The sequence below is a fragment of the Citrobacter sp. ABFQG genome (assembly GCF_004322975.1).
In the GTDB taxonomy this organism is placed as follows: domain Bacteria; phylum Pseudomonadota; class Gammaproteobacteria; order Enterobacterales; family Enterobacteriaceae; genus Citrobacter; species Citrobacter freundii.
Window position 1 is genome coordinate 430704 of sequence record NZ_CP036435.1, and the last position, 20900, is coordinate 451603.

The window sequence follows — 20900 nt, forward strand, 5'->3', positions numbered from 1 at the left end:
CATCATTCCTCCACCCGGACTTCACGAAACATTCCCATTTCCATGTGATAGAGCAAATGGCAGTGATACGCCCAGCGGCCAAGCGCATCTGCTGTCACTCTGTAACTGCGTTTTGTACCAGGGGGAACATCTATTGTGTGTTTACGAACCATGAAATTACCGTTTTCATCTTCCAGATCGCTCCACATACCATGCAGGTGAATGGGGTGAGTCATCATGGTATCGTTGATCAGCGTGATCCTGAGCCGCTCACCGTATTTCAGCAGCACCGGTGCGGCATCTGAAAACTTGATTCCGTTAAATGACCAGGCAAACTTTTCCATGTGGCCGGTTAAATGCAGTTCTATGGTACGGCCAGGTTCACGTCCGTCAGGATCCTCAAAGCGGCTTTTCAAATCCGCGTACGTGAGAACCTTTCTTCCGTTATTTCGAAGACCAATACCCGGATCATTTAATTTCGGAGAGACGCTCATCGCCTGCATATCAACCAGTGGGTTATCCGTTTCTGACGCAGGATGACTTTGCATACCCGGCATTCCGGCCATCCGGGAATGATCCATACCGGCCATGCTGCTGTGATCCATGGGCGCGGAGGATGTCCCGCTATCCGGAAGGTCAGCACCGTCCATAGACATCATCTCTCCGCTGTTATCCATGCCTCCCATCTGGCTGTGGTCCATTCCTGCCATATCATGTCCCATTCCCCCCATACCCATATCTTCCATGGTCAACAGAGGACGGGGATCGAGGGGGGGAACGGCAGCACTTAACCCCTCTCTCGTGGCCAGTGTCCCTCGAGCGTAACCGGTCCTGTCCATGGATTGTGCGAAGATGGTATAGGCCTCACCCTGAGGCTCCACAATGACATCATAGGTTTCGGCAACGGCAATCCTGAATTCGTCAACGGTAACCGGGTTTACATACTGGCCATCTGCAGCCACGACCGTCATTTTCAGCCCGGGGATACGGATATCGAAATAGGTCATTGCCGAGCCGTTGATAAACCGTAAGCGTATCTTTTCACCGGGACGGAACAGTCCGGTCCAGTTTTTCAGCGGGGCCTGCCCGTTCATGAGATAGGTGTAGGTGTAGCCACTGACATCCGCGAGGTCAGTCGGATTCATTTTCATTTCAGCCCACATTTTCCGATCGGCAATGGTGGCTGACAGCCCCCTGGTATTCACGTCGCGGAAAAAAGAGCCAACGGTTGGTTTATTGAAATTGTAGTAATCCGACTGTTTTTTTAATTTTTTCAGCAGGCTGTGAGGATTTTCATCGGTCCAGTCAGACAACATGACCACATGCTCACGATCGTAAGTAAACGGTTCTGGCTCCCCGGCATCGATGATAATGGCACCGTATACCCCCTCCTGTTCCTGCAGACCGGAATGGCTGTGGTACCAGTAAGTCCCGTTCTGCTTAACCTTAAAGGTGTAAACGTAGGTATCATCAGGCTCTATGCCCATAAAACTCAGCCCCGGAACACCATCCATATTGGCCGGAAGAATAATGCCGTGCCAGTGAATGGACGTCTGTTCATTAAGACGGTTTTTGACCTTCAGGGTAATGGTGTCACCTTCTTTCCAGCGAAGAACGGGCCCCGGCAGGCCTCCATTGATTGTTTTGGCCTGACGCTCACTGCCCGTGATATTGACGGCCGTTTCACCAATGGTCAGGTCAAACTGAGTACCCTGCAGGGATGCGGCAACTGGCAGGCTCAGACTGGAACGCGCATTGAAACTCCATACGCCAAGACTTCCGGCTACGCCAGAGAGGGTTAACCCCTTCAGGAAAGTTCGTCGAGACGTTTTCAACAGCATGCGCATTCCCTTATTTAAAGTATGGTTACTGACAGAATTCGAGAACCGATTTAAATTAAATTACTGGTTCATCCACTTACAATGAAATGAATCTAGCACACCTTAAGAAACAAATTCATTACAATCGTGTAATGTACATAGCTGTATTACATTTACGTCATCTTCCCCACAGGTTGATTATTTTTATATATGATCATAAGGATATCTTTTATGTACCTCAGAAGGTAATTACACATGAATATATTAATCACGACCACTGCGTTTACAGCTTTATTTTGTGGGGCAGCTTTTGCTCAGTCCAGTGATATTGCCCATGAAGCACATCGATTTGTTAATAATGCCTCAGCCGTCAGTCATGTGAATTCCTCGACGCATGAAAACTTACCGGACAGGGTTAATAAAAACAACACGCCCTCATTCTCTGAAATGAATGAACATGAAAGGGCCATTGTTGCTCATTCATTTATGAACAACAGCGCGTCCTATGCGCATCAGAAAATGATTGAGGAACATAAAAAAATGCTGTCCGGCAGTGATGCAAATTCAAAGACCTCGTCTTCTTCTTTTAACGAACTGAATGCCGGAGAAAAAGCCGCTCTCGTGCATGAGCAGGTCAATAATGCCGGTGCGGAAGCACATCAGACGCAGGCAAGAAAGCTTCGCGGGCTGTATTCGACCAGGTAACTGCAGGCGGGTTAGTGCTTAGCGTCAGGTGCGCAGCAGGGCTTTACTGACGGGTTACGTAGCAGGACATGAGCCCCATATTGCTCTGCCGTAACCTGTTTCAGTCCCGTTAATCATCACCGTCGGGCTGGTCATACAGTTCCCAGAGCTTCAGGAGCAAACGGGAAACAAGATATGTTACAAAAATGACGACCATCAACGGTGCTCCCGATTAACTGACAGATGACACGCCTCCTGAAAACCCCTAGCATACGCCGCAGTGTTCATGCTAACGGCGAATTCCAGTAAATGTATTCTACCGATGTCGTAAAAGAAAATGCCTACCTTTCAGCCACCCGCTCGGGGCTGGAATCGAACGAGATCGCTACTCTTCAGCGCTCCTTGCCTTCCCGGTTTAATCTGCGGCATTTGAAAAAAAATGAATCATTAAAACTCGTACTGCAAAAGAAAGCGGGAAAATCACGTGTCGTGGCCTATAAATTTACGTCCGGTTCATTTAATTACACGGCGTATCGTATATCAGATAAAAAGTTCTATAACCTTTCCGATACTTCCGGGAAAGGCAGTCTCGATTATCCGTTACCGGCCACAGCAAGACTCAGTTCGCCTTTCAATCCTGCAAGACTTAACCCGGTATCGGGAAAAGTGAGTCCCCATAATGGCATTGATTATTCCATGCCCATGAACACGAAAATAGTCAGCGTCATCGACGGAAAAATCACCCGGGCCGAATACAACAGTACCATGGGATATTTTGTTGAAGTAACGGGAAAAGCCGGTGTTAAAACTCGCTATCTCCACCTCAATAAAATACTCGTTACTAAAGGGGCCAGGGTTACACGGGGAGGTGCTATTGCGTTATCCGGTAACAGCGGACGTTCATCCGGTCCTCATCTGCATTACGAGCTGGTCATCAATAACAACCCTGTTAACTCTCTGGCGTTCCGGGCAGCGGCACCCGCTGATAACAAACTCGAACAGCATGCCTTTGCGCATGCCAGAGACTACGAACGATACCTGGACTGATAACGGGACCGCGACGCGGCCCCGTCTGCCGGATTAATTTTTTTTATCGTTTTCACTTCCGTGATGTTGATGATCTCCATGCCCTCCGTGGCCGTGGAAAAGATGCATTAGCGGGCAGACCAGCAATAACAGATATGGCCAGTAACCTGCCACATGTGACCAGTGTTCGCGCAGGAGGGCAAATGCCGCGATCGCGGCGACAGCAATAAGCGCATAGGTGGTACTTTTCATACTGGACTCCTTCTGTTCGTAACTGACCCTTCACTCAGTGTTATTTCCCGAGCCTGACACTTTTCAGACGCAACGCATTCACAATGACGCTGACGGAGGAAAGAGCCATGGCCGCCGCCGCAATAACTGGCGACAGCAGTATTCCATACACAGGATAAAGCAGACCTGCAGCCACAGGCACGCCAAGTGCGTTGTAGATAAATGCAAAAAACAGATTCTGACGGATATTTTTCATGGTGATCTCTGACAGATGACGGGCCCTGTTCAGTATCATCAAGTCGCCTTTTAGAAGGGTGACTCCGGCACTTTCAATTGCCACATCTGTACCCGTTCCCATGGCTATACCCACGTCAGCCGCTGCCAGCGCCGGGGCATCATTCACACCGTCTCCGGCCATCGCAACCACATGGCCAGACTCTTTCAGTCGGGTTATCACTGCTTTTTTGCCATCCGGCAGAATTCCGGCTTCAACCTCATCTATTCCCAGTTTCCGTGCGACTGCTTCAGCAGTAAGCTGGTTATCCCCGGTGAGCATAACGATGCGGATCCCCGCCTGACGCAAAGCTTAAGCGCATCCGGCGTGGTTGTTTTCACGGGATCCGAGATAGCTATCAGGCCTGCAAGGTCCCCGTCTGTGGCCACATAGATAACGGTAGCGCCTTCCATCCGCAACGTATCCGCAACGGCCTTTTGATTATCAATAACTATACTGTTTTCCTGCATAGCCAGTTCATTACCAATAACAACCCGTTGACCTTCGACATCGCCTGAGACACCTTTACCCGACGGTGCATCGAAATGAGTGACTGCGGGTATTGCGATCCCCTTTTCCTGTGCTGCTTTAACTACTGCCATACCCAGCGGATGCTGCGAGCCTTTTTCCACTGCGGCTGTTACACGCAAAAGAGATGTTTCCCCACCCGGATTGAGACTGATAATCCCTGTCACCGTAGGCGAACCTTCCGTGAGCGTGCCTGTTTTGTCGACAACCAGCGTGTCCACTTTTTCAAGACGCTCAAGGGCTTCGGCATTCCTGATTAACACCCCGGCCTGGGCTCCTTTGCCCACCCCCACCATTATCGACATCGGCGTGGCCAGCCCCAGCGCGCAGGGACAGGCAATAATCAGGACCGACACAGCCGCAATGAGACCGTGCGCCATCCTGGGCTCGGGCCCCCAGACAGACCAGATCACGAAAGCAACAACCGCGATAAGTATCACCAGAGGAACAAACCAGCCTGAAACGCTGTCAGCCATTCTCTGGATGGGGGCACGCGAACGCTGTGCATCAGCGACCATCTGAACAATTCGTGAGAGCATTGTTTCATCACCGACTTTCTCTGCACGGATGATGAGACTCCCTGTCTGATTAATGGTCCCCCCGATGACAGGGTCACCCTCCGTTTTGGTAACCGGCATAGATTCCCCGGTCACCATCGATTCATCAACGGTTGTTTTGCCTTCGATCACGATACCGTCGACCGGAATACTCTCTCCAGGTCTGATGCGGAGCTTATCGCCAGGCAGGACATCTTCCGCATTAATATCCGTTTCATGACCGTCATGATCCAGCCGTCTGGCGGTTTTGGGGGCAAGGTTCAGAAGCGCAGTAATGGCGCCTGAGGTTTGTTCCCGTGCCCGCAGCTCAAGAACCTGTCCCAGCAGAACAAGCACCGTAATAACTGCTGCGGCTTCAAAATAAACGGCCACCAGGCCATCCATGTTTCTGAACGATGCAGGAAACCAGGAGGGGAAGACGGTTGCAATGACGCTGTAAACCCAGGCTACGCCGGTCCCCATTGCAACAAGGGTAAACATATTCAGGGAGCGGTTACGTAACGACATTCCGGCCCGGGCGAAGAATGGCCAGCCACACCACAACACGACAGGGGAGGCCAGAAGCAGCTGCAGCCATGTGTTGTACTGTGGCGGTACTGTATTCCTCAACTCGGGAAACAGATGAGATCCCATTTCGAGTACCAGAACCGGAAACGCCAGCAACAACCCCAGCCAGAAGCGTCTTGTCATGTCGTGAAGTTCATCACTCGGCCCCGTGGATGCCGTAGCTACGAGCGGCTCCAGTGCCATTCCACAGACAGGACAGCTTCCGGGACCACTGCGGCGTATCTCCGGGTGCATCGGACATGTCCACACACCTTCAGAATTCTCTTTTTCCGCCTGGTGGTGAGGCTGTTTTATCTGATCAGGGCTGACTTCGTGATGATCGTGGTGATGGTGATGGTGATGGGAATGTTCACTGGCATCTTCGGTAAGATAACGATCGGGATGGGCTTTAAATTTACTCTCACAGCTGGCGGAGCAGAAATAAAGTTGATGGTCCTGGTATCGAATGCTGCTGTGCGCCCTGTCGGGCAGGATGGCCATCCCGCACACGGGATCTCTCACCTTATGCAATACGTGGCCCTCGTCCGGGGATAATGTCTGCTCAGAAGCAGTCTGGTTGTTGTGTTGCACTGCATTGTCATTTTTCACAGTAACTCTCCTTATGCATACCGAAGCATCTTCTGTCTTCAGGGTATGTCATGGATGCGATTACCACGAATATCGCCGGCACAGGAGTGCCTGCTACCGGCGTCCCGTTATCAGCCGTTCCGCTGACTATTCGATTCGCTGGAAGACTTTTTTACTTCCATCCGGTGAGAATGCGATAACATCGTAAGCCTCTTTTCGGGCTCCCATCTCCATTCCAGGACTTCCTGCTGGCATACCGGGGGTGGCGAGACCGTATATACCTGAACCAGACTGCATTGCCTTATGTATCGTTGTCGCAGGCACATGGCCTTCAATGATCAAATTACCGGCAACCGCGGTATGACAACTTCGCAGTCCTGCAGGAATAGCATGCTTTTCTTTCAGGGCTGACAGCGCCTGATCATTCATGACGTGAGTTCGTACTTCAAACCCGTCTTTTTCCATCGCTTTGCCCCACAGGGAACAACAGCCACAGTTTTCAGATTTGTACATATCAATCACTTTTTCACTCGCCATCGCGGGCAGTGAAAGGCCGAGAGCCAGCGCCATCAGAACCACTTTTTTCATACTCACCTCTGTATATTATCGATTTAAACCCTGACGTCAGGGTGAATCAGTAAAGAAGGACACCCACAGGGGGTGCCCTTTCAGGTTCAGGACACGCTTTTTTTATGTCTGCGCAGCCAGATTAATTTGTAGGCGGCAGGAATAATGAACAGGGACAGCAGCGGAGCCGTGATCATCCCACCAATCATGGGTGCCGCGATACGGCTCATGACTTCTGAACCTGCACCGGTTCCCCAGAGTATTGGCAGCAGACCCGCAATGATCACCGCCACGGTCATGGCTTTCGGCCGGACACGCAGTACGGCACCATGATAGAGGGCTTCATCAAGGCCTTCCGGTGTGAACGTCTCTTTACGGGACAATTCCGGGTGCGCTTCAATGGCATGACGCAGATACATCAGCATGACCACGCCAAACTCTGCTGCCACCCCGGCCAGAGCGATAAACCCCGTTCCGGTTGCGACAGACATATGGAAGCCCTGCCAGTACAGGAACCATATCCCGCCAACCAGGGCGAACGGCAGGCTCATCAGGATCAGCAGGGCTTCATCAACCCGGCGGAATGCCAGATACAACAGGATGAAGATGATCATCACCGTCATCGGCACCATCAGCTTCAGTTTCTTGTTGGCATGCTCAAGCAGTTCAAACTGTCCGGAGAATGACACGCTGGTACCCGGTCTCAGTTTCACTTTCTGACTGATCGCCGTTTTAATGTCATTAACCACCGACACCATATCCCTGCCGCGCGCGTCAATGTAAATCCAGCTGGCTGGACGGGCATTTTCCGTTTTCAGCATAGTCGGCCCGGAAACGACCTTAATATCCGCAACATCGCCCAGCGTGATCTGCTGCTTCATCGGGGTCAGGATCGGCATCTGTTTCAGGGCCTGCGGGCTGTTCCGGTAATCCTGCGGATAGCGGATATTAATCGGGTACCGGGCCACGCCTTCAACCGTTTCCCCTACCGTCGCGCCGCCGATGGCTGATGAGATGAACAGCTGCACATCGCCCACCGTCATTCCGTAGCGGGAGGCTTTTTCCCGGTTGATATCCACATCAATGTAGCGCCCGCCTTCCAGTCGCTCTGCGAGAGCAGACACTACGCCGGGTACGGTTTTGGCGACCGCTTCGATACTCTGCGCCGTTGCATCGATATCGGACAGAACCGTTCCGGACACCTTGATACCTATCGGGCTTTTGATCCCGGTTGAGAGCATATCAATACGGTTACGGATTGGCGGCACCCAGAGGTTTGCCAGCCCCGGTAAACGGACGGTCCTGTCGAGTTCTTCAATAATCTTGTCAATCGTCATGCCTGGACGCCACTGATCCTCAGGTTTGAGCTGGATCGTGGTTTCAACCATTTCGAGCGGTGCGGAATCCGTGGCGGTCTCTGCTTTACCGGTCTTGCCAAATACAGAGGCCACTTCAGGAACGCTTTTGATTAACTTGTCCGTCGTCTGCAGGAGCGCTGCAGCTTCAGCCGGAGAGACACCCGGCAGGGTCGACGGCATATACAACAGGTCGCCCTCGTTAATCTTCGGCAGAAACTCACCGCCCACCTGGCTCAGCGGCCAGATAACGGTGAAAATGGACAAGGCCGCAACCAGCAGGGTTGTTTTTGGCCAGTGGAGAACCCGCAACAGCAATGGATGATACGCTTTGATCAGTACCCGGTTCAGGGGGTTACTGGTCTCTGCAGGAATTTTCCCCCGGATCCAGAATCCCATCAGAATCGGAATGACGATGATGGCCAGCGCGGCCGCGCCCGCCATGGAGTACGTTTTCGTGAATGCCAGCGGGCCAAACAGACGTCCTTCCTGACCTTCCAGGGTAAAGATAGGAATAAAGGACAGGGTGATGATCAGCAGGCTGATAAACAGTGCGGGTCCCACTTCAACGGAGGCATCGGTAATCACCTTCCAGCGGGTGGCGTTGTCAATCTGCTCACCCGGATGCTGATGATCCCACTCCTCAAGCCGCTTATGCGCATTCTCAATCATCACAATGGCGGCATCCACCATCGCACCGACGGCAATCGCTATCCCTCCCAGCGACATGATATTGGCGTTCAGTCCCTGGAAGTGCATGACGATAAAGGCGATACACAGACCAAGCGGCAGAGAGATAATCGCCACCAGGGCAGAACGTACGTGCCACAGGAACAGGGCACAGACGATGGCCACCACGATAAACTCTTCCAGAAGTTTGGAACTGAGGTTATCAATCGCCCGGTCGATGAGCTGGCTGCGATCGTAGGTGGTCACGATTTCAACGCCTTCCGGCAGGCTGGCCTTCAGCGTCTCAAGTTTATCCCTCACTGCCGTGATAACGTCGCGTGCATTTTTACCCGACCGCAGGATCACCACGCCGCCAGCGACTTCGCCCTGGCCGTTCAGCTCGGCAATACCACGCCGCATTTCAGGCCCGGTCTGCACGCGGGCAACATCCCGCAGATAAACCGGCACGCCGTTCTCGCCTGTTTTCAGGACGATGTTATTAAAATCATCAATGCTCTGAAGATAACCGCTGGCACGGACCATATACTCAGCTTCGGCCATTTCAACGGATGAGCCACCGGCCTCCTGGTTAGACGATTCAAGGGCCTGTTTCACTTCGGGCAGGCTGATACCATACTGAGACAATTTTACCGGATTGACCTGAATCTGGTACTGTTTCACCACGCCGCCAACCGAAGCGACCTCAGCCACGTTCGGGATGGTTTTCAGCTCAAATTTCAGGAACCAGTCCTGCAGAGAACGCAGTTCTGAAAGGTCGTGTTTTCCGCTGCGATCGACAAGGGCATATTCAAATATCCAGCCCACCCCCGTGGCGTCCGGACCGATTTCAGAACTCACACCGGCGGGCAGTTTTCCCTGTACCTGGTTCAGGTACTCCAGCACGCGGGAACGGGCCCAGTACAGATCGGTGCCGTCTTCAAAAATGACATACACATACGAATCACCGAACTGTGAAAAACCACGCACGGTTTTTGCGCCAGGCACGGACAGCATGGTGGTGGTAAGTGGATAGGTGACCTGGTTTTCTACAATCTGCGGGGCCTGGCCGGGATAGCTGGTTTTGATAATGACCTGCACATCTGACAGGTCAGGCAAGGCATCGACAGGCGTGTTAATAATCGTCCATGTGCCCCAGATGCTGAGAAACAGGGCCCCCATCATGACCAGGAAACGGTTGGCGACAGAGCGCCGGATAATCCATTCAATCATCGTCGTCTCCTCAGTGCCCTGAATGCATATTTACAGGCTGGTCAGACATTGCTGGCATACTGCTTTCTGTTTTTTCAGGGTGGCGCATACGTTCCAGTGCGCCCGTAATATTGGCTTCAGAGTCAATGAGGAACAGGCCACTGACCACCACGGTATCGCCTTCATTCAGGCCGGAGCCGATGCCGGACTGTTGCTGTGACTCATGCAGAACGTGGATCTGTTTCGGCACAAACTTGCCTTCATCATCAACAGTAATCACGCGCTGTTCTTTGCCGGTATCGATAACGGCCTGGCTTGGTATCAGCAGCATCTCCTGGCTTCTGGTATTCAGTTTCAGATAGGCATTCATGCCCGGCTTGAGAAACTCATCCTTATTAGAAACCTGGAGACGGACCTGAAGCGTACGGGTTGTCTGATCCACGCTGGGAAGAATATTCCATTTTTCGACATGGAATGTTTTATCCGGATAAGCCGGTACCGAAATTTCAAACTGCGACGTATCTTTCAGCAGATAGGCGATAGATTCTGGCACTGCAGCGCTGATCCAGACCGGGTCCATTCCCTGAATCTGAGCCACCACCTTATCTTTCGAAATATTCATGCCGGTGCGCAGGTCAAATGCAGTAATGACACCATCAATAGGTGCTTTAATGGTAAAACGGGTCTGAATGCTCCGGGTAGAACGCAGTCTCTGAATATCCTCTTCCGGCATACCTGCCAGGCGAAGCCGTTCCAGAACGCCTTTAATTTGCGTGGAAGTACCACCGGTGCTGGATAACAGAAGGAATTCACTCTGTGCTTCCACCCAGTCCGGAATGGTAATATCGATAAGTGGCGTCCCCTTCTTCACATGATCGCCAATCGTCATGGGGTAGACTTTTTCGACAAACCCGTCAGAACGCGCCTGCACAATAACAAACTGATACTCGTTATAGCTGACATTAGCCGGGATTGTCTGAGAATAATTCAGCATTCCTCGCGTGACTTTTTGCGTTTTTAATCCCAGATTCTGAACCTGGGTTGGGTCGATACGGATCCCGCCACTGCTTTTATCGCCACTGTCATCAGCATATTTTGGCACCAGGTCCATATCCATAAAGGGCGATTTTCCGGGTTTATCAAATTTGGTATCCGGTTTCATTGGGTCATACCAGAAAAGCACCTTTCGTTCCGGTGCCTTTTGTTCTGTTTTTTCTGTCTTTTGTGCTGAGTTTACATACTGCCAGGCAGTAACCGATATCAGCCCCCCTGCTATGAGGCTGCTGATAATTATTGCAGCATATTTTATCTTTAAAGAAGCCATACAATTTTCCGCTAAAAAATCAAAACACCTGGCATATGCGCCTGACGGTTAACTCACACATATACCTATGTGAATGTACAGGCGCACAGGATGTAATCGCTCCGGACAGCCAATCAGGACTGCGTCACGTTAATGCTTTTGAGTAAGGAGATATTGCCCTGCTGAATAAACGAGAAATCGACATGGTTGCCTGTTTTCAGGGCATTAATAGCATCGTCTGCATTAACAAAAGTAAAGCGCATGGTCATTGCAGGCCAGCCCACCGCTGGAATTGCTTCATGCGAAATGGTGATTTTCTTAGTATTCATATCAATGTCTTTAACGACACCGGTGCCCTTGATAACTTGCTGTACCGAAGCATCACTGGCAGTATTCATATCGCCATGCTGATGTGTTTCAGCATGAAGACCGGCAGAAAACATGACAGAGAAGGCACCAAATAAAACGGCTTTAAGTGAATTACGCATTTTAATTTCCTGATTAATTAAATAAATTTACTCTACCCAACCGCCACCCAGCGCGGTAAACAGATTAATTTCGTTAACCTGCCGGGAATAGGTAAGATCGAGAATGGTTTGCTGGGTAGCGAAGAGGGAACGTTCTGCATCCAGCACTTCGATGTAACTGACAGCACCACTTGCATACAATCCTCTGGCACGCTGGAGAGTTATCTGAAGTGAATCAAGATAACGCTGCTGTGACTCAAGTTGCTGGCTAAGGCTGTCGCGCAGCGCAAGCGTGTCGGAAACATCCTTAAAGGCTGACTGAATTTTTTGTTCGTAATTAACCACCGACTGTTGCTGGCGAATTTCAGCCAGCTTCAGATTGGCTTTATTCCTGCCAGCATTAAATATAGGAATTTCAATTTTAGGGATAAAATTCCACATTCCACTTCCTGACGTAAACAGGCTGGACAGCTCCGTACTGCTTGCGGAAAGACCACTGGTCAGGGTAATTGAGGGGAAAAAGGCCGCTCGCGCTGCGCCAATATTGGCATCAGCCGCTTTCAGCTGATATTCCGCTTCCATAATATCCGGTCGCTGCAGCAAAATTTGTGAAGACAGATTTGGTGGCAATTTTACTGGGGCTATCTCCCCGCCTTTCATCCCTTTTTCTGACGGAAGTGCGCGGTACGTTCCCAGCACCAGTTGCAGGGCATTGTTTGCCTGAGCCAGATCGCCTTCTCGTTTGGCTATTTCGGCGCGGGTACTTTCGATTTGTCCTCGCGCCTGTTCAAGTGCCAGAACGTTCGTACTCCCGGTCACGAGCTGCTGCTCAACGAAAGCATAGGACTGTTGATAATTTTTCAGCGTTTCCCGCGCAATACGAAGTTGTTCGTACGCCAGTTGCTGGCTGAAATAGCTTTGTGAAACGTTGGATACCAGCAGGATGTGTACGGCCCGACGGGCTTCTTCGCTGGCAAAGTAGTTCTGGCGATCAGCATCACTCATGTTCTTAAGTTTGCCGAAAAAATCGAGCTCATAGCTGAGCTCCAGTCTCGCGTCGTACTCCTGTGTGGTCGGCTTGTCACCTTTCAGACCACCGCTGTATGTTATCCCGGATGAGGCATTCAGCTGGGGATAACGATCTGCATCCGTGACGTTGAACTGGGCTCGGGCCTCTTCAACCTTCAGGGCAGCCATTCTCAAATCACGGTTATTAGTCAGAGCTTCACCGATCAACCGGGTAACCTGGGGATCGACAAAAAAGTTACGCCAGCCCGTATCCTGATAGCCATTTACCGCTGGCGTCAGGCTGTTATGGGACAGTGAAAACTGCTGGGGTACCGGTGCTGCGGGCCGCTGATATTCAGGCGCAAGCGACACGCAGCCTGCCAGGATGAATATCGTGCTAATGCTGAGTAATTTTAATTTGAACATAACGCTTCTCGTCCAGGCAGACCTGGTAAATGGTTCAAATGAAGTCCAGAGTATTGATAGGGGTACTTTACCTAACGCTCTCTGTTTGCCGGGTGACAGGATAATGACAATGTTGTCATTTTTGCTGTAATCCGTTGATAACGATCGTGGGCGCAATAGAATGACATTAGCAGCCAGCCGGGGAGCAAGATGAAAATATTGATCGTCGAAGACGAAATTAAAACAGGTGAATATCTCAGCAAAGGGCTTACAGAGGCAGGGTTCGTAGTGGATCACGTTGATAATGGTCTTACCGGATATCATCTCGCCATGACAGCCGAGTATGATTTAGTCATTCTGGATATCATGCTACCTGATGTGAACGGCTGGGATATCATCCGCATGCTGCGCACTGCCGGAAAGGGTATGCCGGTCTTACTGCTGACAGCCCTCGGCACGATCGAACATAGGGTCAAAGGACTGGAACTGGGTGCGGACGATTATCTGGTTAAACCCTTTGCGTTTGCCGAACTGCTCGCCCGGGTGAGAACCCTTCTGAGGCGGGGAAACACGATGATCACGGAAAGCCAGTTTAAGGTGGCTGACCTCTCGATTGATCTCGTATCCAGAAAAGTCAGTCGCGCCGGAAACCGCATTGTGCTCACCAGTAAAGAGTTCAGCCTGCTGGAATTCTTCATTCGCCATCAGGGAGAGGTTCTTCCCCGCTCCCTGATTGCCTCTCAGGTCTGGGACATGAATTTTGACAGCGACACTAATGCGATCGATGTCGCAGTAAAGCGACTCCGCGCTAAAATAGACAACGATTACGAGACAAAGCTGATCCAGACAGTCCGGGGCGTGGGCTACATGCTGGAGGTCCCGGATGCATAGCAAACCTTCCAGACGCCCTTTCTCACTCGCTCTGCGGCTGACCTTTTTTATCAGCCTGTCCACGATACTGGCTTTTATCGCATTCACCTGGTTTATGCTGCATTCTGTTGAAAATCATTTTGCCGAGCAGGATGTCAGCGATCTTCAACAAATCAGCACCACACTGAACCGTATACTGCAGTCCCCGGTGGATCCGGATGATAAAAAAATAAGCAAAATAAAGGAATCAATTGCCAGCTACCGCAACGTTGCCCTTTTGCTCCTCAATCCCAGGGGGGAAGTGCTCTTTAGCTCAGCTCAGGGGGCGGCACTACGCCCGGCAGTGAATTCAGCAGATTTTAGCGAGCACAGCCGCGCACGGGATGTCTTTCTCTGGACGGTGGAGGATCCTGCGGGACCGATGGATACCGGGTCCGAAATGAAGATGGAAACATACAGGATTATCGCCTCCTCTGGTCAGGCGATATTTCAGGGCAAACAGCAGAACTATGTCATGCTGACTGGCCTATCCATTAATTTCCATCTCCATTACCTCGATGCGCTGAAAAAGAACCTGATTGCGATTGCCGTCGTGATAAGCCTGTTGATTGTTCTGATCATTCGAATCGCTGTCCGTCAGGGGCACCTGCCCCTTCGTAATGTCAGCAATGCCATTAAAAACATCACCTCCGAGAATCTTGATGCGCGACTGGAACCGACACGCGTTCCCATTGAGCTGGAGCAACTGGTTATCTCGTTCAATCATATGATTGGAAAGATTGAGGATGTCTTTACCCGCCAGGCCAATTTCTCTGCCGATATCGCGCATGAGATCAGAACGCCCATCACCAATCTGGTGACGCAGACTGAAATCGCACTGAGTCAGGATCGAACACAGAGGGAACTTGAGGATGTCCTCTATTCCAGTCTTGAAGAGTATAACCGGATGACCAAAATGGTCAGCGATATGCTGTTCCTGGCACAGGCAGATAATAATCAGCTGATACCTGACAGGGTCATGTTTGACCTCAGAGCGGAAGTCATGAAAGTCTTCGAGTTTTTCGAAGCCTGGGCCGAAGAACGCAATATCACGCTCAAATTTAACGGGATGCCCTGCCTGGTTGAGGGAGATCCACAAATGTTCAGAAGGGCGATCAATAATCTGTTATCCAATGCCCTGCGTTATACCCCGGAGGGACAGGCAATCACCGTCTCAATAAGAGAGCAGGAGAGCTTTTTTGACCTTGTGATTGAAAATCCGGGGAAACCAATCCCTGAAGAGCATTTATCAAGGTTGTTTGACCGTTTTTATCGGGTGGATCCGTCCAGACAACGAAAAGGAGAAGGCAGCGGCATCGGCCTTGCGATTGTGAAGTCAATCGTGGAAGCACATCACGGAAGAGTGCAGGTGGAATCGGACGTACACTCAACGCGTTTTATCTTATCCGTGCCCAGACTGGAGAAAATGATTCCGGACACCCAGTGCTGGGAATAAAGATTTAAATGACAAAGATGTCATTAGCCTGTCATGCAGCAAACAGAAGCCATTCGATATAATTAGTGCAACTTATCAGGAAGGCTGGATTGCTTTATCAATATCCGGCGTCAGTGGACGCCAGGAAATGAATATCCAGTCCCCTCCCGGAGAAATAAACACTTCCGAACCTGTTTCAGTTATGGAACTGAAAACACCGGTTGTACTCCCCCGGACATCACTAATTAAGAAATGGAGAGTTATCATGAAAAATATCGTATTAGCATCCTTGCTGGGCTTTGGCTTAATTTCTTCGGCCTGGGCCACTGAAACCGTGAATATCCATGAGCGGGTCAACAATGCACAGGCACCTGCTCACCAGATGCAGTCTGCTGCGGCTCCTGTCGGGATCCAGGGGACTGCACCTCGTATGGCCGGTATGGACCAGCATGAACAGGCCATTATTGCTCATGAAACCATGACGAACGGGTCGGCGGATGCGCACCAGAAAATGGTGGAAAGTCATCAGAGGATGATGGGAAGTCAGACCGTTTCCCCTACCGGGCCGTCGAAGTCATTAGCGGCAATGAATGAGCATGAAAGAGCTGCAGTTGCCCATGAATTTATGAATAACGGTCAGTCTGGCCCACATCAGGCCATGGCCGAAGCGCATCGTCGCATGCTCAGTGCAGGCTGACGGCGAGGGAAGTATCTGTGCTGTCCTTATTTCCTTGATAGATTTTTCCGTAACCGGATATATGGCAACATCTTTGCCCCCTACAGGGGGCATTTTTATCAGATTCTGCTACAGTTAACGGGCATCAACGCTAAAAGGATATTTTTTATGAAAGCCAGAAACACTTTATTTGCAGTATTAATGTTATCCCTGCCAGCGATTTCAGCAGAACATTCAGAAATGAAAATGACTGATATATCTACCTCGGCTTCGTCACAGGAATATATGGCTGGCATGAAAGACATGCATGACAAAATGATGGCTGCCGTAAATGAGTCCGATCCCGACAAGGCTTTTGCGAAAGGCATGGTAGCGCACCATGAAGGGGCAATAGCAATGGCTGAGACCGAGCTCAAATACGGAAAAGATCCGAAAATGAGAAAGCTCGCGCAGGACATCATTAAAGCTCAAAAAGGTGAAATTGAGCAGATGAATAAATGGCTTGATAGTCAAAAGTAAACATTGTAGAAATGTCACGACAAGCGTGATTTTACATCGTTCCTGGGCGCGGGAGTCGGTTAATCTTTATATAATTCAAACCCGATTAATTTCGGGTTTTTACTACTCTGTACTCCGGTCCTTTGTTGAGGACCGGAATATATGCACCTGAGATGCTTATTTAATACATTATCTCGTCATGGATACAATGTCGCTCAGGATCTCAACCAGCTCGCTTCTCTCCTGCGTTCCGTCATGATAGGTTGATCTTGAGATGATTCTTTCTGATGTCATCTGAGGCCAGAATTTATCTAGTACATTATCGGGTTTCATTCCCACAGCCCGGCCGATTATTTTTTTAGCGTCACAGGTGTCCGTAAACGTGACGGCTACACCAGTAATTTCCTCGATAAGATCCGGGCACAGATAGTTTTCTATCTCACGTTTGCGCGTAGCGAAAAATACCTTACCGGCCTCCTCTACTTCTTTTTTACGCTTCTGGATGGACAGAACCTGTGCAGGGTCTCCCCCAATATCGGAGTCCAGAAATACGCACCAGGGAAGCCCCAGATCTTTGGCCAGATTCAATGTAACCCAGTGTTTGACGCTACCACACCCTCCTATGAGGACTGGCACTATTTTCACGTCCTCCAGAGAGGCTGGCAGCGCACCTGACTGTTTTAATGAACTGGCCGCATGCCTCAGGAAAGTAACATCCGACTTTCCCTCTACCAGAACAATCCCCTGCGCCCTTTCCATACCGGTCTCTGGCAGCACCCCCAGGCTTTCAGTGGCTTCCTTCAGCACTGCGTCATCCGGCATTTTTACTACGGGTTCACCCGCCTCATTTCGGGTAACATAACGTACGCCTTCGACAGGGATTAATCCGGCCAGCGCCGGGACATGGGTGGTGACGATAATCTGACGGTGCGGCTGGCCTGCCAGTGCCAGTAACGCTTTCATCAGCATCATCTGATAGTTCGGATGCTGTGACGTTTCAGGCTCCTCTATGGCATAAATCACATTTCTGGGCGTCCCCGCGACATTCTTTTCAGCCTCAGCCCGAAAAAAATTCAACAGGATAAGCCTCCTTATCCCGCTGCCGCGCTTATTGATGGGGATGCCATTTTCCCCGTCCAGGGTGAAATTGAAGGTCCACTTGGGTTTCTCCTTAAATCGTGGAGTCAGTTCACTGGCGAGTTCGGGGGCCATTTCACGTAATTTATCCAGCGTTCTCTGTGCGACATCCAGGACGCTGTCCTGAATCTCATTTTCCAGCGCTGTAATTTTGTCCTGCAGCGCAGCCTGAGCGTCTTTTACGGCCTGCTGTAAGGGGTTTTTAGCTTCGGAATCCCCGTCGCTGCTTTCCCTGTCGGCTTTGAAAATCGCATACGTGGGCAGCAAATCGAGGATCTTACCCCATAATGATTTTGTGTCGGTTCCGAACTCTTTATCGACATCCAGCATAATTTCCGAACAGGTATAGGGGGCTGCGGCTTCCCTGATGGCCTGACGCCATAACGATGCAGTGCGTTTATCCGCCACATTTTTTTCAACTTCTTTTCCCACCGCCTTGAGCTCAGAAATTTTCATGCCCAGTAAATTTCTCAGGGGCTCCTCATCCGGGTGGATGCAGCGGATGCAGGTCTGCTCCGGTTTTCCTGAGGTCGTTGCTTTAAACGTTTTGACGATTTCAAAATTGCCGTCCTCATTCAGCAGATGTTCTGAGGCGAGCGTGGTCTGCACCCTGTCGTCGATCATGATAAAATCGGGCAGGTCATCAAATTCACAGGCTATTTCAAAACGGCCGTCCCCTTCTCTTAGGCTGAAACAGTTCATGTCATTCTTGTCAGCCTTCATTCCTTCTGTTTCAAAAAAAATAGCCAGCGCTTCCAGAAGCGTTGATTTCCCAAAGTCATTACGACCGACAATACCCGTCATGCTTTCATCAATAATGATTTCAGTAGAGTTTCTGTAGCCTCTGAAGTTTTTCAGTTTTAATTTTCTGAGCCGCATATGAAGTCCTGTGTGTAAGAAAGCGTTTTGCTGCAACCTGAATACAAAATATATTTTCAAATGCCTGCCAACAAGCAGGGATAACCGTTATTCAGAATATCTTAACGACATTTCGGGATTATGATCTGGTCGCGCTTTCAGAACTTTACTGCCCCTCAAAACACCGGAAACTAACTTGTGGTTGGTTACATGGCAAAGTTAAAACTCCAGAATCACGGGTAATAATTTCAATGCTTATTATATTTTTTGGAATTGACTCATGAGCTTTATAATTTAAATGATAATAATAACCATTCTTTTATGCGTAATATTTGCTACTGACACTGATGAATTTAAAAGAAGATAGATTTTCATTTACGGATAATTTCCTAAATTCATCGATAATGTGATCGACATAAAATTTTCACTGAAGAATGAAGAGATAATTTAAGGCCGAGCGAAATAGCTCAAAATGGTGTATTTAACATAACAGAAGAAATGAAAGGCTCTATCGCAACCTGATACTTCAGGCCGCTAAGGGGTTAATCTTGTTGAAGAAAAATTAGACCGGGAAGCGCCAGGCGTCACCATTTCTCCCGCCTGGCTGGAAGTGAAGAATAATTGTGCATAGCTCCGTATTCGGGCTTTGCATCTGACAATGGTTCCCTGGATGAAAGTACGATCTCCACTCCAAGGACGCTGAACACCCTAAACAAACGCTCAAAACCCGCACTTGCAGGGTTGGCCTCTAGTCGGGCATAAGTTTGCTGTGTTATACCCAAACGTTCAGAAACATCTTTTTGCGTCAGTCCATTGGCTTTGCGAAAGCCGATTAAAACAGGACGTAACTGATTCAAAGTCTTCAAAGCGTATTGAGTGTTCATAAGTGACCTTCCGTATCGACGAGTTAACAAGCATAACGCAGGGATTTACAGCATATAGGCTGTAATGCTCATTAACAGACTATAGGCTGTAATACGAATCCTGCCAAGATGCGGCATCTTTCAAATACAAGGCCGTATTGGGTAAGCAGTACACCGTTATATAGCACCCCTTGCCCCTTTGCTGGAGAGGGACCCACGTGATCGCAGGTCTTTTAGACGTTGTTGCTAACCGGCATCATACACAGGTGGTAACCCCCAGGGAAACTCTATGAGTGATAATTTATTCCTGCCCCAGTCAAAATATAAAACCTTATCTAACTAGCTTTCTTAGTATTTTATAAATGAAGTGAAATTAGCGAAGAAGTTTTACATTGTAAAGTGAGCAAAAATATTTACCATTCAACTGGCAAAATTTACAATCTGCAGCCCTTAGCCTGAGAAAATGCACATTAACAGAATAATCATCAAGTCCGATAGAGGCATAACTTACGTCCTCAAAAATATCAGAAATAAATGAGTTGAAATTACAAAAATTAACTTCACTTAACATCTTGAACACCGCAGAAATATATCTATCATGCATTATCTTGACTTCGATAACCTTAGATAAACTTGAATGCGACTTACATTTGAAGAGATCAAAGAGAAAGTAAATCAGCATATTTTTATTGTCCGAAATCCATTTTAAAATTTTATTACGTGCACATGGTAATATATACACTGGATTTTTGAAAGGGTTTGAAACGTCAACCACAAGGGAACAATAACCATGAGGATTTATTCCACTTATAATTAAGTCACTAAGTCCTTTCACTGCATTCAAATAGTTATCAAAACAAACCTCATATAAACTGGTACTATGAACTGCACATTTAGATTCAAACAACCATCTATGACGCAGATAACCAATGCCTTTAGAGTGTATATCTTCAACAATACATTTGTGACAGTAACGAATGTTTGAGATGTTTACCAATGGATATGAATTAGTTATGTGAAAATTTTTCCGACAGGCATCTTCAACAGCGTTAAAATACCCGTAAACACCAGAAGATAACGACACTATATTGGAAGTTAGTATATAACCATTTCTAGTGGCAAGAATGTCATATATATCCTGCAAGCTATGCAATTTGTACATATCAATCAGTTCGAAACGAGGAAAGGCATCGTACCTTAGTGCGCCATGCTTTGATATTATGTTCCTGCAATTGGATAAGTTATACATTATCTGTGAACGCAGAAGAAAACTGTGCCACAATTCATTTTCGTAAACCATATAACTCC

Annotated in this window: 16 protein-coding genes and 1 pseudogene; 6 read left to right on the top strand and 11 right to left on the bottom strand. The window is 49.1% G+C overall.

All coding sequences use genetic code 11. The features are described 5' to 3' along the window. Nucleotides 1-2: 2 nt before the first annotated feature. On the bottom strand, nt 3-1820 hold the full coding sequence (gene pcoA / locus WN16_RS02240; RefSeq protein ID WP_000925240.1) for a multicopper oxidase PcoA: 1818 nt from the start codon (nt 1818-1820) through the stop codon (nt 3-5). 234 nt (nt 1821-2054) lie between these two features. Here pcoA and WN16_RS02245 point away from each other — a divergent pair, with 234 nt between their 5' ends. Further along, nucleotides 2055-2504, top strand: a complete 450-nt coding sequence (locus WN16_RS02245; RefSeq protein WP_001023257.1) for a copper resistance protein — start codon at nt 2055-2057, stop codon at nt 2502-2504. Nucleotides 2505-2792: 288 nt separating this feature from the next. Beyond that, nucleotides 2793-3530 carry a peptidoglycan DD-metalloendopeptidase family protein gene (locus tag WN16_RS02250; protein WP_000287501.1) on the top strand — a complete coding sequence of 246 codons (738 nt, stop codon included), beginning with the start codon at nt 2793-2795 and terminating at the stop codon, nt 3528-3530. Between the two features lie 33 nt (nt 3531-3563). Here the strand turns inward: WN16_RS02250 and WN16_RS02255 are convergent, their stop codons facing one another. From WN16_RS02255 to silC, 7 genes and pseudogenes are all read right to left on the bottom strand, one after another. Beyond that, the gene (locus tag WN16_RS02255) at nt 3564-3761 is read right to left on the bottom strand and encodes a DUF2933 domain-containing protein (protein WP_000843494.1); all 198 of its coding nucleotides are present in this window, start codon (nt 3759-3761) and stop codon (nt 3564-3566) included. A gap of 40 nt (nt 3762-3801) precedes the next feature. After that, nucleotides 3802-6254, bottom strand: a pseudogene (gene silP / locus WN16_RS02260) (Ag(+)-translocating P-type ATPase SilP). A 126-nt stretch (nt 6255-6380) separates the two neighbouring features. Next, nucleotides 6381-6821 (bottom strand): DUF411 domain-containing protein, encoded by a 441-nt coding sequence (locus WN16_RS02265; RefSeq protein WP_000758228.1) that lies wholly within the window; start codon nt 6819-6821, stop codon nt 6381-6383. Nucleotides 6822-6907: 86 nt separating this feature from the next. Next, nucleotides 6908-10054, bottom strand: a complete 3147-nt coding sequence (silA, locus tag WN16_RS02270; protein WP_000574029.1) for a Cu(+)/Ag(+) efflux RND transporter permease subunit SilA — start codon at nt 10052-10054, stop codon at nt 6908-6910. Between the two features lie 10 nt (nt 10055-10064). Then, entirely contained in the window at nt 10065-11357 is a 1293-nt protein-coding gene (silB, locus tag WN16_RS02275) for a Cu(+)/Ag(+) efflux RND transporter periplasmic adaptor subunit SilB (RefSeq protein WP_000157620.1), read from the bottom strand. 113 nt (nt 11358-11470) lie between these two features. Continuing rightward, nucleotides 11471-11824, bottom strand: a complete 354-nt coding sequence (gene cusF, locus WN16_RS02280) for a cation efflux system protein CusF (RefSeq protein WP_001246155.1) — start codon at nt 11822-11824, stop codon at nt 11471-11473. Between the two features lie 27 nt (nt 11825-11851). Continuing rightward, on the bottom strand, nt 11852-13237 hold the full coding sequence (silC, locus tag WN16_RS02285; protein ID WP_000475506.1) for a Cu(+)/Ag(+) efflux RND transporter outer membrane channel SilC: 1386 nt from the start codon (nt 13235-13237) through the stop codon (nt 11852-11854). Nucleotides 13238-13426: 189 nt separating this feature from the next. Here silC and silR point away from each other — a divergent pair, with 189 nt between their 5' ends. The 4 genes from silR (at nt 13427) to WN16_RS02305 (ending at nt 16755) form a co-directional block, all read left to right on the top strand. Then, nucleotides 13427-14107, top strand: a complete 681-nt coding sequence (gene silR, locus WN16_RS02290; RefSeq protein ID WP_044702707.1) for a copper/silver response regulator transcription factor SilR — start codon at nt 13427-13429, stop codon at nt 14105-14107. Beyond that, nucleotides 14100-15581, top strand: coding sequence for a copper/silver sensor histidine kinase SilS (gene silS, locus WN16_RS02295; protein WP_000555736.1), 1482 nt, complete (start codon nt 14100-14102; stop codon nt 15579-15581). Before silR ends, silS begins: the two co-directional genes overlap by 8 nt. Nucleotides 15582-15825: 244 nt before the next feature. Further along, on the top strand, nt 15826-16257 hold the full coding sequence (gene silE, locus WN16_RS02300; protein ID WP_000790485.1) for a silver-binding protein SilE: 432 nt from the start codon (nt 15826-15828) through the stop codon (nt 16255-16257). A 147-nt stretch (nt 16258-16404) separates the two neighbouring features. Continuing rightward, complete coding sequence (locus tag WN16_RS02305) at nt 16405-16755, top strand: DUF305 domain-containing protein (protein ID WP_000647570.1); 351 nt, start codon at nt 16405-16407, stop codon at nt 16753-16755. A gap of 168 nt (nt 16756-16923) precedes the next feature. On the opposite strand, the gene WN16_RS02310 is transcribed toward WN16_RS02305, so the two are convergent. The 3 genes from WN16_RS02310 to WN16_RS02320 form a co-directional block, all read right to left on the bottom strand. Beyond that, on the bottom strand, nt 16924-18750 hold the full coding sequence (locus WN16_RS02310) for an AAA family ATPase (RefSeq protein ID WP_001239419.1): 1827 nt from the start codon (nt 18748-18750) through the stop codon (nt 16924-16926). Between the two features lie 563 nt (nt 18751-19313). Then, nucleotides 19314-19613, bottom strand: a complete 300-nt coding sequence (locus tag WN16_RS02315; protein ID WP_001097216.1) for a helix-turn-helix transcriptional regulator — start codon at nt 19611-19613, stop codon at nt 19314-19316. Nucleotides 19614-19965: 352 nt separating this feature from the next. Beyond that, nucleotides 19966-20892, bottom strand: a complete 927-nt coding sequence (locus WN16_RS02320; RefSeq protein ID WP_000262423.1) for a hypothetical protein — start codon at nt 20890-20892, stop codon at nt 19966-19968. Between the last annotated feature and the right edge of the window lie 8 nt (nt 20893-20900).